The following is a 14625-nucleotide window of genomic DNA, read 5'->3' on the forward strand; positions in this document are numbered from 1 at the left end:
TTATTTTTTTGTCCGGCTATTGATCTCATCGCGTATGGCTATTGCCCGGATATAATCCTCGTTCTCCAAAACCTCATTCAGCATTGTATGGAGCTCCTCAAGGCTCAGCGTTTTCAGGTCGTCCCGTGCGGGCTCGCTGGTAGTGGCGCCCACTGCCTCTTCCTTGGTAGCTTTGGGTTCGCCTTTTTCATCCATTACAATACCCGCGGTTTCCAATATATGCTCGTAAGTGTAAATGGGGCACCCAAAGCGAACGGCCAGTGCAATGGCATCAGAAGTGCGGCTGTCGATTTCCACCGTATCATGATCCGATGAACAGATAAGTTTACTGAAGAATATGCCTTCCTGCAGGTCTGAAATAATGATCTCGTGTAAATCGATATTGAATGCCACCAGGAAATTTTTCATCAGGTCATGAGTCAGAGGCCGGCTGGGATTCATTTTTTCGAGGGCTACTGCAATGGCCTGCGCTTCAAATCCGCCGATGACGATCGGCAGGCGTCGCAAGCCATTTACTTCACCCAGCACCACGGCATATGAATGGGTCTGGGTTATGCTGTGTGATAAAGCCACTATTTCTAACTCGATTTTTTTCATATATCACAATTCTTAAATACGGGGTATTTAATCGACAAATATAACCCTTTTTTGTGGTCAATGATCTGCTTTTACAGGCAAAATCGGCCGGTAAGGCGCGCACATACCTTTCGGACAGAAGACATTATCGCATCTTTTTATAAGCATTGATCAGACCGGAAGTGCTGCTGTCGTGCCCGGAGACCGCGGCATCATTTTCGAGGGCCGGCAAGATTTTATTGGCCAGCTGCTTGCCCAGTTCCACACCCCACTGATCAAAACTGTAAATATTCCAGATCACTCCCTGAACAAAGATCTTGTGCTCATACAGGGCGATCAGCTGCCCCAGTGTATAAGGGGTGATCTTCTTTATCAGGATGGAGTTGGTGGGCTTGTTTCCTTCAAATACTTTAAAGGGCGCCAGCTTGTCGATGTCGGCTTTCGGCATGCCGGATTGCTTCAATGCTGCTTTTACTTCTTTCAGTGATTTGCCATTCATCAGGGCCTCGGTCTGTGCAAAAAAATTGCTTAACAATTTCTGATGATGGTCTCCAACGGGATTATGGGTTTGCGCAGGGGCTATAAAATCGCAGGGGATCAGAGGGGTGCCCTGGTGAATGAGCTGATAGAAAGCATGCTGACCATTGGTGCCGGGTTCGCCCCAGATCACCGGTCCGGTAGCATAGGAAACTTTTTTTCCGTTGCGGTCCACACTTTTTCCGTTGCTTTCCATATTGCCCTGCTGGAAATAAGCGGGGAAGCGATGCAGGTACTGGTCGTAAGGAAGAATGGCTTCCGTTTGTGTGTCGAAAAAATCGGTGTACCAGAGTCCTACCAGCGCCATGATCACCGGGATGTTCTTATCAAAAGGGGCAGTTTTAAAATGTTCGTCAATATCGGAAGCCCCTTTCAGGAGTGCTTCAAAATGATCATAGCCAATGGTCAGGGCTATAGACAGGCCGATGGCGGACCAAAGCGAATAACGGCCACCCACCCAATCCCAGAACTCGAACATATTCTTTGGATCGATGCCGAATTTCTTTACTTCCGGGGCATTGGTGCTCAGCGCTGCAAAGTGTTTGGATACCTGTTTGACGTCCTTGGCCTTTTTCAGGAACCAATCCCGGGCCGTATGTGCATTGGTCATCGTTTCCTGGGTGGTAAAGGTTTTTGAAGCGATCAGGAAGAGCGTTGTTTCGGGGTTTACCTTTTTGAGGACCTCTGTGATCTGTGTGCCGTCAACGTTCGATACAAAATAGGCTTCGATGCCCCTGATGGTGTAGGGTTTCAGGGCTTCCGTAACCATAAACGGGCCAAGGTCGCTTCCCCCGATCCCGATATTTACGATGGACCTGATTTTCTTACCGGTGTATCCTACATGCGCTCCACTGTGTACGGCCTCGCAGAAGCGTTTCATTTTCTGCTGCACCCTGCGTACTGCTGGCACTACGTTTTCACCATTGCCGAAAATGGCGCCCTTCCCAAAATACCGCAGTGCTATATGCAGCACGGACCGGTGCTCCGTCTGGTTGATGAGCGCTCCGGAGAACATGGCACGGATCGCCTCTGGCAGCCGGGTTTCTTTTGCCAGCTCCCTCAGCAGCTGAAGGGTATCGTCCGTGATCCTGTTTTTTGAGTAATCAAAGAGTATATCACCGTGGCGGAGGGAATATTTTTGAAAGCGTTGGTCATCGGCGGCAAAAAGGTCCCGCATCTGCACCTGTTTCATCACCGCGGCATGGGCAGCCAGTTTCTTCCAGCTTTTTGTTTTGGATGGGTTTTGGGTTGGTAACATATTCTTTCTTTTGTTTAGTAGTTTTTAAATGGACCGGATCTTTTCGAGCACCTGGTCTACCATATGCCCGGTAACGTCCAGGTGCAATACAAAGCGGACACGGTTGGCAGATACCGCGTTGCAAAGCACTCCCTGCTCTCTGAGTTTTGCAACGAGATCGGAGGCATGGCCGCTTGTTTCAAAAATAATGATATTTGTTGCTACGGGTAAAATGTTTTCAACAAAACTGCAATGCTCCAGGGCGCCGGCGATCGCTGTTGCATGGGCATGGTCGGTCTGCAGCCGGGTAATATGGTGCTCCAGCGCGTAAGTTCCTGCGGCTGCAAGGATGCCTGCCTGGCGCATGCCGCCTCCCAGTACCTTGCGGAAGCGCCTTGCCTTAGCAATAAACGGTTTGCTACCCAGCAATACACTGCCTACCGGGCAACCGAGGCCTTTGGAAAAGCAAACGGAAATACTGTCGAACAGCTGACCATATTGGCCGGGTGTTTCCCCGCGGGCCACCAGCGCATTGAACAAACGGGCCCCGTCGAGATGAAAACCCATATGGCGGGCCGCGCATACTTTTTGTATCTGCTCTAACGCTTCAAAATCGTAACAGCTTCCGCCGCCGCGGTTGCTGGTGTTTTCGATGCAGACCAATGTGCTTGCCGGTTTGTGCACATCATCCGGGTTAACGGCCGCTGCCACCTGAGCTGCTGTAATACGCCCGTGGTCTCCCGGAAGCAAACGGACGGAGGCTCCGGAATTAAAAGCAATGCCGCCGGCCTCATACTGATACACATGGGCATCCGCATCGCAGATCACCTCATCCCCGGGCTGGGTATGGCACTTGATCGCTATCTGGTTGGTTTGCGTGCCGCTGGCACAAAAGAGCGCTGCCTCCATATGGAACAATGCGGCACAACGCGCTTCGAGGTCATTAACGGCGGGGTCTTCCCCAAAAACGTCGTCGCCGGTCTTTGCCTGCATCATAGCCTGCAGCATGCCGGGAGAGGGACGCGTTACGGTATCTGAACGTAGATCAATCATCTGGGTTCCAAAATTAGGATTTTGAAAGAAGCCGGCATCACTGTGCGCTGAAATTTACGGGTGCGCTTAAATAAATGAAATTCAGTAAGGATGGTTACATTATATATTTTTTAACATATAAAAGCTAAATTTGTAGATAATTTGTAACACATCATCAAAATATCTGTCTCTTTTTTTCGTTTTTAAAGAGCAGATGCGGTGGTTCATTTTGTAAATAGTGATCATTAAATTTTAAACGGCGATCTATTATTATCCGACGAATTATTATTGATTTAAAATGGCTTTAAAACTGAGAGGAAAAAAGGGATACTTTATCATTGCAAGCGTTTTTATATTTTCAATATGCGGCTCTGCACAAAATTCTTATACGCCCACGGTATCTTATGGTGCTTTTTTTGACGCGCAAACCAGCTTGCCGCGTCCCAAAGAGTCTTTCCAGAAAAAAGGAGAATATCTGAAGAATCTTTTTAAACTGAAGGGGCTCAACTGGCCGGCAAAATATGTGTACATCCGTTCGTTCAAGTATGACAGCCAGCTGGAAGTATGGGTGAAGAATTCGATAAAAGAGCAATACAAGCTCTTGAAGATCTATAAAGTATGTGCCCTGGCTGGATCTTTGGGACCCAAGCGGTTTGAAGGTGATTACCAGGTGCCCGAAGGCTTTTATTATATCAACGAATTTAATCCCAACAGTTCCTATTATTTGTCGCTGGGTTTGAACTATCCCAATGCATCTGACCGTATTCTTTCGGACCAGGCAAAACCGGGAGGCGATATTTTTATTCACGGGGGATGCGCAACCGTGGGATGCATTCCGATTAAGAATGACCAGATCGACGAACTGTATATTTTAACCGCAAGCGCCAAGAGTGCAGGACTGGATTATATACCGGTGCATATTTTCCCGATCAATTACAGCGTAAAGAGGAGCTATGAATACCTGAACAAACTGCTGAATGAAGACCCTTCTTACAAAGCACTGAATGTAAAACTGGAGCAGGCATTCGAATATTTTGAGCAGCACAAACAGCTGCCCGTGATCCTGACAAAGGATAACGGAGAGTATGTGGTGAACGACGCTCCACAGCTGGCATTGCGGTTCCAGCCCAAACAACGCCCCAAATCCAACTTTGTACCTACCCACCGGAAGATCGATTTTGTTGCGGATGCCGTGGCCAAATGGCCCGAATATCCGGGCGGTGCAGCTGCTTTTTCTGAATACCTGAAGCAGGTAGGAGGGGAAATGGTAAAAGCATTGCCCGATAGTGTAACGCATGCCTATGTGCAACTGGAGTTCATTATTGATAAAGACGGAAGCCCGGTGAATTTTAAAATATTGAGGGGTGGGGTAGATGACTATTTTGATAAGGTATTATTGTCAAAGCTGGAAAAGATGCCTGCCTGGTCCCCGGCCATTTTGCGGGAAAAACCGGTTGCAAAAAAAATGATACAGACCATTGCCGTCAATGGCGAATAGAAAGGACCGGGTCGTTCTTACGGGGCATTAATGATGCAACGCCCTTATATTCCGGACGGTTTGTTGTTTTACAAGGATCTCCTTGTTGTTTACGTATTGATTGTATGCTGCCTGGTCGTAATGCCGGATGGTGGTCAGGGTCAGCCCAGGGGTTACGTGCACATCAAACAGCGCGGCTGCTGCTGATGAGAACCGGCTGATCTTTTCTTCCCAGTTGTCGAAAGCGAAAATAAGGCTGATGGCTCCGTTTTGTGTAAGCGTGGGCCGCAGGGAATGTTCATTGAACCACTGATACAGCTGGTAGGCGTGCGCATCTCCTACAAAAGAAAAATCCTTTGTTTTTAATTCCATCATTACCTGGTTCTCTTTGATCACAATGATCGGCGGCAGGTCCTTGCTCATGCGGTCCCGGATAACCGTCCCGGGCAGATCGGCATCCAGGAAGCATTTTACATATAACGGGATGTTTTTGTTTTGGAGGGGTTTGATGGTTTTGGGATGAATTACCTGGGCCCCGTAATAGGCCATTTCAATGACCTCATTGTAACTTAGCTCATGGATGGGTACGGCATCCGGGATCTTTTTGGGATCGGCGCTCATCACGCTTTCCACGTCCTTCCAGATGGTAAGACTTTGTGCGTTGAGCATATTGGCAAAGAGAGCGGCGGAGTAATCACTGCCTTCGCGCCCCAGGGTGGTACTTTCGTTTTCATCGGTGGCCCCGATAAATCCCTGTGTAATGACCCATTTTTTTGATTCAAGGAGGGGGCGGATCAGCGTATCAATCTGCTGCTGGGTATGATCTTCGTTCATATTGGCATCCCGGAAATTATCATCTGTCCGGAAAATATCCCGCACATCAACCCACTCATTGGTGATCCCGCGCTCCGACAGGTAAGCACTTACGATGCAGGTAGCCAGTAGTTCCCCGATGCTCACGACCTGGTCATAGTAATAGTCAAATTCCCGGACCGGCTGGTCATGCAGCATCCATTCCACTTCGGTAAAAAAATCCCTTAATCTTGCCTCGCAGGCCAGGTAATGCGTTACCAGCAGGTATTTGGCGGTGGTAAGGTGCTGTCTTTTGATCTCCTCAAAAAGTTGCAGGGCTTCTTCCTTCTTATGCTCAAAATAAGCCTGTACCACTTTTTCAAGCGCATTGGTGGTCTTGCCCATGGCGGAAATAACAATGACCAGGTCATCGTCGGGAAAGCGCTCCAGGATATCTGCTACGTTTGAAACCCGCTCTGCACTGTTCACGGAGGCTCCGCCGAATTTATATACCTTCATTGTCTTTTTATTTTGCGGACGAAGGTCGTCCTTTTTTGAGAAAAGCAACTGACCGCGTAAAAATAAACCGAAGATGGCTCGTGAGCAGCCGGCTATCTGTTCTGAACACCACTGATGTGCAGAAAGGTACCGCAGCCACGATCTGCGGTAGATCTTTAATCACTAGAATCGAAAACTAATCTGCGAATCTGTGGCTATAAAATAAACAACCGGTGGCTACTAAGATCTGTCGCTAAAAATTAATGTACCCATCTTTCAAAAATAAACCGCCAGGCAATTGGCAACTTATTTGTAGTTTTAGCGCATGGCTACTCCCATCATTACGGTAAGCAATCTTGTAAAGAATTACGATCAGTTCCGGGCGGTAAAAGGCATTTCCTTTGAAGTATATGAAGGTGAGATCTTTGGCCTGCTGGGCCCTAATGGTGCGGGCAAATCAACTACACTGGAGATCATCGAAACACTGCGGGCAAAAACCAGCGGCAGCGTAGTGGTGGCAGGCTATAACCTGGACCGGGAACCGGATGCTATCAAAAGCATCATCGGTGTACAGCTACAGGCCAGCGGCTATTATCCGGGGCTGAATCTTTTGCAGCTGGTTGATCTCTTTGCCGGGTTGTACAACCAGCGGGTAGATGCGCTGGAGCTGTTAAAAACGGTGAACCTTGAAGAAAAGGCACGGGCGAAGTTCAAAGACCTGAGCGGTGGACAGAAACAACGGTTTTCGGTGGCGACCACGCTGATCAACAAACCCCGTGTGATCTTTTTAGATGAGCCGACTACGGGCCTGGACCCCCAGGCGCGGAGAAACCTCTGGGAGCTGATCCGCAAGATCAACGCAGAGGGCACCACTGTGATCATTACCACCCATTATATGGATGAGGCAGAATATCTATGCAACCGGATCGCGATCATCGATTCGGGAGAGATCGTTGCCCTCGATACCCCGGATCAATTAATTGATAACCTGGTGGCCACCGGGTTTGAACGCCCCCGGGAAGTGAAAAAAGCGAATCTTGAAGATGTGTTTATTCACCTCACAGGAAGAAACCTGCGGGAAGATTAAGGTGCCGGTTGCACAGGGCAGAACAGTATGTCCATCGTAAACTGGTGCTGGATGACGCCGGAGTGGTTTTCTGCATTCTTAACACCATAAGTGGTCATAAAGCCAAGGAACACGGTTTTCCTTGTTCCCGTAGTTTCAATAAAAAGCTCCTGTTTGTTCATTAAAGCCGACAGGTATGACCTGGAGAGTATGAACGGATTGGTGGAGAACTTCATTTCAAAAATATTGATGCAGCGGTCATTGCGGTCGATAACCAGGTCGATCTGTGCGCCCTGCCGCCCGGATGTTGGAGCCGTAGTCCGCCAGATGCTTTCGCGGGTATGTATGCCGGAAATGCCCAGCGCCGACTTTAGCTGCTCCAGGTGTTTTTGACAGATGGCCTCAAATGCATAGCCGCTCCAGCTTTTCCAGGAAGGGGTATTAAACAGTTTGATCCAGGTGCCCTTTCCGGAGCTTTTGTTGGCAGCAATGAATTTCATATAGAACAGCGAGTATTCATCCGCCAGTTTGTAGATGCTGTTCTTTATGGTTTTGCCAAAGGGGATATAAGGCCTGATGAACCCGGATTCTGTTAGCTCGTCAAGGGTCTGGGTGATGCCGCCGCCGGAGGATAAACGAAGCGCCTGGATGATCTCGTTGCGGGTAAGACCGGAGGGTTTCCCCGCAAGCGCCTTTACAATGGCGATATGGTGCTGGGCGCTGTTGAAAAGAGAACGGTAAAGATTGCTGAATTCGTTGGCCAGGTAGCTGTCTTTTGCGAAGCAGACCCGGTCGATGGCCTGTACGGCACTTTCCCCGCGTTTGACCTGTTTGAGGTATTGAGGCACACCGCCCATGGCCATATAGAGCTGGAGCACCTGGTACCGGTCAAGGTGCATATGCTTTGCCCGGAAAAAATGTTCCGTTTCCTCCAGCGAAAAGGGCAACAGCCGGATCTGCCGGGTAAGCCGGTTGTGCAGGCCGCCCCTGTTGTTTACGATCCGGCGGATCATCCAGGAAGCGGCCGATCCGCAAATGACCACAATGATATTTTTTTGCCGGGAAGCCCAGCTGTTCCAGAAGTTCTCGAAGGCCCGCATAAAGCCGGATCGGGGCGAGTCGAGCCAGGGGAATTCGTCAAAGAAAACGACCTTTTTCTTTTTTGCTGGCCGGAGCTGCAGGATTCTGATAAGCTGCTGGAATGCCTGCAGCCAGGTTTCGGGGACCGGCAATTTTCTTTTGGGCACTGCTTTTAAAAGACAGTCCCTGAAGTTTTCAAGTTGCTCCCGGAGCGACGCATTGTGCAGCCCGGAAATTTCAAAGATGATCTCGTTTTCAAAGAAGCTCCGGATCAGGTAGGTCTTACCCACCCGTCTTCTTCCATAAACGGCCACCAGTTCTGCTTCCGGCGTTTTTTTTATGTCTGATAGGATCCGGATCTCTTCACTTCTTCCAATGATTTCCTCCATGATCTGTATTTCGCCAAAAGTATATAAAAAGTCATGTTTTGGCAGAATATAAATTTATGTGCAGGTAGAATCGCGAATGTATATCTCGCCAAAACTATATAAAAGATCATGTTTTGGCGGGATATAAATTTTAAGGAAAATAGAGGCAAAGCATTCGGGGAGGGCGTTGATGGCCGTTTGGCCGGCAGCTGACAGCCGGCTGCTTTCGGTTGGGGCGCCGGGAAGATGGCTTTGAGGTTTGATATACAACGCGCCGGAATGAAGCGGAAAACAACAAAAACATCGGTGTCTTTTATGCCGGATTTGCTATCTTTGAGGCTATTTACTTTTGTTGAAACGATAAAATAAATTATGGGTTTACAGGATAAACTGAAAGCATTTATGAATAATAAACTTGAAGCACAAAAAGAGACCGGAAGGAAGTTTCTGGAGACAAATAAAGAGCAGGAGGGGGTGCAAACACTTCCGGAAGGCATCCAGTATGAAGTGATTAAAGAGGGCGCAGGAAAACAACCTGCCGTTCATCAGGTGGTAACGGCCCATTACCGGGGCGCATTGCTGGACGGGACGGAATTTGACAGCTCGTTTAAACGGAACCAGCCGTTTACGGCGCCTCTGAATGCGCTGATCAAAGGGTGGCAGATCGCCATTCCCCTGATGAAAGAAGGCAGCCACTGGCGGCTGTGGATCCCGTCGGATCTTGCATATGGCGACCGCGGGGCGGGCAGCGATATCCCCGGAGGGGCAACCCTGCTTTTTGAGGTGGAACTGTTACAGGTGCACTAAAAAGCTGTATTCAAGAAAGGCGCATCCATTCAAAATAATCCTGTAAAATTGATGATCGAGAATCAATATCCCATCGGGCAGTTTGAAGAGCGGGTGTTTACGGCATCCGTAAAGCAGGAATGCCTGGGTGCTATCCGGTTCCTGCCAAATATGCTGGAAGCTGCAATTTCCGGTCTGGATGAAGCGCAGCTGCAAACCCCGTACCGGGAGGGCGGATGGACGGTCCATCAGCTGGTGCATCATGTAGCAGACAGTCATTTGAATGCTTATATCCGTTTTAAGCTGGGATTAACGGAAGACCATCCGGTGATCAAACCTTATGATGAGCAAAAATGGGCGAGCCTCGATGACGTGCGTTCCCTGCCCGTCAATATTTCGATTACGCTTCTTTATGCCCTGCATGCAAGGTGGTTTGAAGCGGTCAGGGACCTGGATGACGCCCAATGGAGGCGGATGATTGTTCATCCCGCCACCGGCGGCCCTTTACCATTGTCTCATTACCTGCAGCAATATGCCTGGCATGGTAAACATCATGTGGCGCAGGTCAACTATTTAAGAGAAAAAAGAAAATGGCAGCAATGAACTGGAAGATACTTTCTTCAGAATATTTATTTAGGGACCTGTGGTTTACGGTGCGCCGGGACCGGTGCGAAACGCCCCTGGGCAAGATCGTAGATCCTTATTATGTTTATGAATTCCCTACTTGGGTGACCGCCTTCGCACTTACGGAAGATAACCACGTATTGCTGGAAATGCAATACCGGCATGGGATAGGAGAAACGCATTATGAGATCCCCGGCGGTTGTGTAGATGATACGGATGCCAGTCTTGAAGCGGCGATCAAAAGGGAATTGCGGGAAGAGACGGGCTACGAATTTTCGAAGTATGAATACCTGGGTAAAACCTGCGCCAATCCGTCTACCAACAATAACTGGATGCATATGTTCCTGGCTACCGGCGGAAAGAAGACCGGCGACCAGGAGCTGGATCCTAATGAAGAGATCCATGTTGAGCTGGTACCGATGGAGCGCTTTAAAGAAATGTTCCGGAACAACCAGTTCATTCAATCCATGCACGTAACCTGTATGCTTTATGCATTGCAGCGGTTGGGAGCGTTAGAGGTCTGACGGGGTTTAAAAAGAAAAGTCCCGGGTCTGCCACGGTTTTAATGCGCTCCGGTAATGCGTGTGATAAAAAAAGTTCCACCGTACATAAAATCGTATGTTTTGGAAACAGAGAACGCCCCCGTTATTTACCGGTATCTGCCCTGGATAGCGGCCCTTGCGATCTTTATGCAATCGCTGGATGGCACCATTCTGAATACTGCACTGCCTTCCATTGCTGCCGATCTGCACCGGTCGCCTCTGAGCATGCAGTCCATCATTGTAAGCTACGTGCTGATCCTGGCATTGCTGATCCCGCTGAGCGGATGGATGTCGGATCGCTTTGGCTCCCGGAAAATCTTTATCTGGGCCATTGGGCTGTTTACCCTGGGTTCCCTGCTCAGCGCGTTTTCCACCAGCCTGGCTGCTTTGATCCTTTCCCGCGTGGTGCAGGCGGTGGGCGGTTCCATGATGGTGCCGGTGGCGCGGCTGGCCATTCTTTATACGTATTCAAAAGACCGGCTGCTGGGGGTGATCAACTTTATTACCATACCCGGCCTGGTGGGCCCCATTATCGGTCCTACGCTGGGAGGCTGGCTGGTAGATGTGGCCAGCTGGCATTGGATCTTCCTGATCAATATACCCGTTGGGATCATTGGGATGGCCTTTGCCTGGAAAGTAATGCCCAACTATATTTACCGGGGAAAACCATTTGACACGCTGGGAATGCTGTTGTTTGGCGGATCCCTGGTTTGCATTACCGTAGCAATAGAGCTGGGATCCGAAAAGCTGGTGGAGGGCTGGTACCTGGTAGGCGTTGCCGCACTGGGTATCGCGTTGATGCATGCATATTACCGGCATTTTAAAAAGCAGCAATATCCGCTGATCGACCTGCACCTGATCCGGATCCGGACGTTGCGCATTGGCGTGTTTGGCAACCTGCTTACCCGTTTGGGTATCGGAGGCATGCCCTTGCTGTTGCCGCTGCTTTTCCAGGTGGGCTTTGGGCATACGGCAATGGTATCGGGCATGATGCTGGTGCCTTCTGCGATCACCACTATAATGGTGAAGCCCTGGGTCGTGCCCATTGTAAGGCGGTTTGGTTATAAAAGAACGCTTATCATCAATACCATGCTGATCGCAGCGGTGATCATGCTTTTTGCCGTTCCGGATGCGCACACGCCGTTGCCTTTACTGATCCCATTTCTGGTATTGTTCGGCGCTGTAAATTCCATTCAAATGGCCACCATGAATACGCTTGCCCTATCGGATCTGAACAATGAGAACGCCAGCATGGGCAACAGCCTGTTGCTGGTAATGCAGCAGCTGTCGATGAGCCTGGGGGTGTCCGTAGGTGCCTACCTGTTATCGAAGTATGGAAGCGCTTCCTGGATCCGGACGGGAGATGCCGTTACGGTGTTTAAATATACTTTTTTGACAATGGGAGGAATCACGGCGCTGGCCGGGTTGATCTTTTTCCGGCTGAAAGCAACGGATGGCAGTATGTTGGCGGGAAGGGCCGGGGAGCACACGACATCCTGACACTGCAACGCAGGCGGATATTGATTTTCGGGGACTCCTTCGCAATCTTACAGGAAGCTTTTTCAGGAGCGGATCATTGTTTAGCGCGGGGCCGTTCAACGATCGCGTTTCACAAAAAGCGGCAGTCTCCTGCACTTGCACAAACGTAGGAGACAACCGTTTCTTAATTATTTTTTGATTGTTTGATGAGATTAATAAACTCGTCGAACAGGTATCTTGAATCGTAGGGACCGGGGGTGCTTTCCGGGTGGTATTGAACGGAGAAAGCGGGTTTCCCTTTGATCCGGATGCCTTCGATGGATTGATCATTCAGGTTTACATGGGTGATCTCTACCAGTTCCGATTTTTTAATCGAATCCGGGTCTACTCCAAAACCATGATTTTGAGTGGTGATTTCGGATCGGCCTGTAATTAAATTTTTTACCGGGTGGTTCAATCCGCGGTGGCCGTGGTGCATCTTAAAAGTAGCGATGCCATTTGCCAGGGCCAGCAACTGGTGCCCGAGACAAATGCCAAACATCGGTTTGCCTTCATCCAGGATCTGTTTTAACTGGTGTACCGCATAATCCATAGCCGCTGGGTCGCCAGGCCCATTGGATATAAAGTAACCGTCGGGGTTAAACGCTTTTACTGCTTCCAACGGGGTCTTTGCCGGAAATACCTTTACATAGGCGCCCCGGTCCGTCATGCATCTGAGAATATTGCGTTTGATGCCGTAGTCCATAACCGCAATGCGGATCCCCGCCTGGGGGTCTCCGGACTCATATACCTCCTGTGTGCTTACTTTTGAAGCCAGCTCCAGTCCATCCATCGATGGCACCGCTGCAAGGCGTTTCTTCAGTTCTTCCACATCAAATATTTCTGATGAAATGATGCAGTTCATGGCCCCTTTGGTGCGGACATGCGCTACGAGCGCCCTTGTATCTACATCATGAATGGAAACAATATTGTTTTTTTTCAGATAGGCATCTAAAGATCCGATCGCTCTTTTACGGGAATAGTTCTCGTTCAGGTTTTTGGCGATCACTCCCAGGATCTTTACACTGTCCGACTCCACATCTTCATCAATCACCCCATAGTTACCTACGTGTACAGCATTCATGATCACGATCTGGCCGTAGTAGCTGGGATCAGTAAAAACTTCCTGGTAACCGGTCATGCCGGTGTTGAAACAGATTTCACCGGTGGTAGTGCCGATAGCACCGAAGGCTTTACCGGTACAAATCGCTCCATCTTCTAAAAGTAAAATTGCGGGAGATTGATTATCAGACATTTAGATCTATTGAAAATTAAAAAAATCACGCGAAGATAAGCTGAAAAGTTGAATAGTTGAATCGTTTGGCCGTAAAATATTCCACAATGCCTGTTTCCGCGGAGCCATTCCGGAGAGCAACCCGGCTGCAGATCAGCTTTTCATGGCCTCCTGCTTCATTTTTGCGGCCTGCTCGTGGCCCAGGTACTTTTCAATAACATTGTGTACCCAGTAGATCACGGGGGTCATAACAATGGCTACGATGAACTTATAGATATAGTTGCCTACACAGATGCTAAGCACCAGTACCAGGCTCCAGGGCTCGCCCTGGTTTGCCGATAATCTTGGCCCAACATAGAAAGCAATAAAGAGCACCAGGAAGCTGTCTACCAGCTGCGAAATAAGCGTAGAGCCGGTGGCGCGGAGCCAGATCGCTTTTTCGCCGGTGACCTTTTTAATGCGATGGAAGACCGCAACGTCCAGTATTTGCCCAAGTAAAAAGGCGCTCAGGGAACCGATGATGATCCAGGAGCCCTGGCCCAGCATCACCCGGTATGCATGATCTGCATTGGGGACGTTGCTTTTGGTGTAATTGCCTACCCAGAAATCAGCAGGGGTAAGCACAATGGCACCCTGGAACATGATAAATGTGTACCCGATCAACCCTGCGGCCAGGAAAGAGAGAAACCGGACCCCCTTTATGCCGTAATACTCGTTGATGATATCCGTCATGATAAACACCACGGGCCATAGCAGAACACCTGCCGTAAGATTAAAAGAAAAAGTATTGCCAAAGAGGTTCAGGTTAAAGGGGGGAATCCCGATCGTTTTTTCCAGCGAAAATATTTTTACCCCGATCACTTCGGCGATAATGGCATTGGCAACGAAAAAACAGCCCAGCAGTATGAAAAGTCTTGTGGGTTTATTTTTGGTGATAGTATGGATCATTGATATAAAATGTATATGCAAAAATAAGGAGGAGGCAAAGGATATTAAAGAAGATCAGCCACCGGGGAACAATGGCCCCGGGTTTCTTCCCCAAAATCCAGCAGATCAGATAGAGGAAATTGATGAGCGGAATAAGGATCAGTCCCAGTGCATACCCGGAGGTGATGATCGAAGAGCTGATCGTCTCTCCCCGGTTCCATTCATTAAAAAGAAGTGAAAAGGCCAGAATGACCGTGATACCGCATAAAAACGCTACTCTTGATAAAAATATTAACCAGCGCATAAGCTAATTTCTTGTAAAATAGCATTA

14 protein-coding genes are annotated in these 14625 nt (G+C 49.0%); 6 read left to right on the top strand and 8 right to left on the bottom strand.

The features are described 5' to 3' along the window. From B160_RS0108670 to B160_RS0108680, 3 genes are all read right to left on the bottom strand, one after another. Positions 1-597 (bottom strand): bifunctional nuclease family protein, encoded by a 597-nt coding sequence (locus tag B160_RS0108670; protein ID WP_018627507.1) that lies wholly within the window; start codon positions 595-597, stop codon positions 1-3. 124 nt (positions 598-721) lie between these two features. Then, on the bottom strand, positions 722-2371 hold the full coding sequence (pgi, locus tag B160_RS0108675) for a glucose-6-phosphate isomerase (RefSeq protein WP_018627508.1): 1650 nt from the start codon (positions 2369-2371) through the stop codon (positions 722-724). Between the two features lie 24 nt (positions 2372-2395). Next, on the bottom strand, positions 2396-3403 hold the full coding sequence (locus B160_RS0108680) for a threonine aldolase family protein (protein WP_018627509.1): 1008 nt from the start codon (positions 3401-3403) through the stop codon (positions 2396-2398). 277 nt (positions 3404-3680) lie between these two features. Here B160_RS0108680 and B160_RS30525 point away from each other — a divergent pair, with 277 nt between their 5' ends. Beyond that, the gene (locus B160_RS30525) at positions 3681-4880 is read left to right on the top strand and encodes a L,D-transpeptidase family protein (RefSeq protein ID WP_018627511.1); all 1200 of its coding nucleotides are present in this window, start codon (positions 3681-3683) and stop codon (positions 4878-4880) included. 27 nt (positions 4881-4907) lie between these two features. On the opposite strand, the gene B160_RS0108695 is transcribed toward B160_RS30525, so the two are convergent. Then, positions 4908-6170 (bottom strand): aspartate kinase, encoded by a 1263-nt coding sequence (locus tag B160_RS0108695; RefSeq protein ID WP_018627512.1) that lies wholly within the window; start codon positions 6168-6170, stop codon positions 4908-4910. Between the two features lie 304 nt (positions 6171-6474). Between B160_RS0108695 and B160_RS0108700 the strand changes: the two genes are divergently transcribed. Continuing rightward, positions 6475-7236: an ABC transporter ATP-binding protein gene (locus B160_RS0108700; protein WP_018627513.1), complete on the top strand. Its 762-nt coding sequence runs from the start codon at positions 6475-6477 to the stop codon at positions 7234-7236. Here the strand turns inward: B160_RS0108700 and B160_RS0108705 are convergent. Then, positions 7233-8684: an AAA family ATPase gene (locus B160_RS0108705; protein ID WP_018627514.1), complete on the bottom strand. Its 1452-nt coding sequence runs from the start codon at positions 8682-8684 to the stop codon at positions 7233-7235. The genes B160_RS0108700 and B160_RS0108705 overlap by 4 nt on opposite strands. A 351-nt stretch (positions 8685-9035) precedes the next feature. Between B160_RS0108705 and bamJ the strand changes: the two genes are divergently transcribed. The 4 genes from bamJ to B160_RS0108730 all read left to right on the top strand — a co-directional run bounded on the left by bamJ (position 9036) and on the right by B160_RS0108730 (position 12115). Then, positions 9036-9470 (top strand): BamJ family beta-barrel-assembly machinery protein, encoded by a 435-nt coding sequence (gene bamJ / locus B160_RS0108715; protein ID WP_018627515.1) that lies wholly within the window; start codon positions 9036-9038, stop codon positions 9468-9470. 51 nt (positions 9471-9521) lie between these two features. Then, complete coding sequence (locus B160_RS0108720; RefSeq protein WP_018627516.1) at positions 9522-10052, top strand: YfiT family bacillithiol transferase; 531 nt, start codon at positions 9522-9524, stop codon at positions 10050-10052. Next, positions 10049-10597, top strand: coding sequence for an NUDIX hydrolase (locus tag B160_RS0108725; RefSeq protein ID WP_018627517.1), 549 nt, complete (start codon positions 10049-10051; stop codon positions 10595-10597). The genes B160_RS0108720 and B160_RS0108725 overlap by 4 nt, the downstream gene beginning before the upstream one ends. Positions 10598-10696: 99 nt before the next feature. Beyond that, on the top strand, positions 10697-12115 hold the full coding sequence (locus B160_RS0108730; RefSeq protein WP_211218064.1) for a DHA2 family efflux MFS transporter permease subunit: 1419 nt from the start codon (positions 10697-10699) through the stop codon (positions 12113-12115). Positions 12116-12278: 163 nt separating this feature from the next. Here the strand turns inward: B160_RS0108730 and carA are convergent, their stop codons facing one another. The 3 genes from carA to B160_RS0108745 all read right to left on the bottom strand — a co-directional run bounded on the left by carA (position 12279) and on the right by B160_RS0108745 (position 14598). Continuing rightward, positions 12279-13388, bottom strand: coding sequence for a glutamine-hydrolyzing carbamoyl-phosphate synthase small subunit (carA, locus tag B160_RS0108735; RefSeq protein ID WP_018627519.1), 1110 nt, complete (start codon positions 13386-13388; stop codon positions 12279-12281). Positions 13389-13520: 132 nt separating this feature from the next. Next, positions 13521-14315, bottom strand: coding sequence for a queuosine precursor transporter (locus B160_RS0108740; protein ID WP_018627520.1), 795 nt, complete (start codon positions 14313-14315; stop codon positions 13521-13523). Further along, entirely contained in the window at positions 14290-14598 is a 309-nt protein-coding gene (locus tag B160_RS0108745) for a hypothetical protein (protein ID WP_018627521.1), read from the bottom strand. Before B160_RS0108745 ends, B160_RS0108740 begins: the two co-directional genes overlap by 26 nt. Between the last annotated feature and the right edge of the window lie 27 nt (positions 14599-14625).

This window comes from Niabella aurantiaca DSM 17617, assembly GCF_000374125.1.
GTDB lineage: Bacteria > Bacteroidota > Bacteroidia > Chitinophagales > Chitinophagaceae > Niabella > Niabella aurantiaca.

Coding starts and splice junctions, on each gene's coding strand:
- B160_RS0108670 (WP_018627507.1), bottom strand. CDS start 597: ATGAAAAAAATCGAGTTAGAAATAGTGGCTTTATCACACAGCATAACC.
- pgi (WP_018627508.1), bottom strand. CDS start 2,371: ATGTTACCAACCCAAAACCCATCCAAAACAAAAAGCTGGAAGAAACTG.
- B160_RS0108680 (WP_018627509.1), bottom strand. CDS start 3,403: ATGATTGATCTACGTTCAGATACCGTAACGCGTCCCTCTCCCGGCATG.
- B160_RS30525 (WP_018627511.1), top strand. CDS start 3,681: ATGGCTTTAAAACTGAGAGGAAAAAAGGGATACTTTATCATTGCAAGC.
- B160_RS0108695 (WP_018627512.1), bottom strand. CDS start 6,170: ATGAAGGTATATAAATTCGGCGGAGCCTCCGTGAACAGTGCAGAGCGG.
- B160_RS0108700 (WP_018627513.1), top strand. CDS start 6,475: ATGGCTACTCCCATCATTACGGTAAGCAATCTTGTAAAGAATTACGAT.
- B160_RS0108705 (WP_018627514.1), bottom strand. CDS start 8,684: ATGGAGGAAATCATTGGAAGAAGTGAAGAGATCCGGATCCTATCAGAC.
- bamJ (WP_018627515.1), top strand. CDS start 9,036: ATGGGTTTACAGGATAAACTGAAAGCATTTATGAATAATAAACTTGAA.
- B160_RS0108720 (WP_018627516.1), top strand. CDS start 9,522: ATGATCGAGAATCAATATCCCATCGGGCAGTTTGAAGAGCGGGTGTTT.
- B160_RS0108725 (WP_018627517.1), top strand. CDS start 10,049: ATGAACTGGAAGATACTTTCTTCAGAATATTTATTTAGGGACCTGTGG.
- carA (WP_018627519.1), bottom strand. CDS start 13,388: ATGTCTGATAATCAATCTCCCGCAATTTTACTTTTAGAAGATGGAGCG.
- B160_RS0108740 (WP_018627520.1), bottom strand. CDS start 14,315: ATGATCCATACTATCACCAAAAATAAACCCACAAGACTTTTCATACTG.
- B160_RS0108745 (WP_018627521.1), bottom strand. CDS start 14,598: ATGCGCTGGTTAATATTTTTATCAAGAGTAGCGTTTTTATGCGGTATC.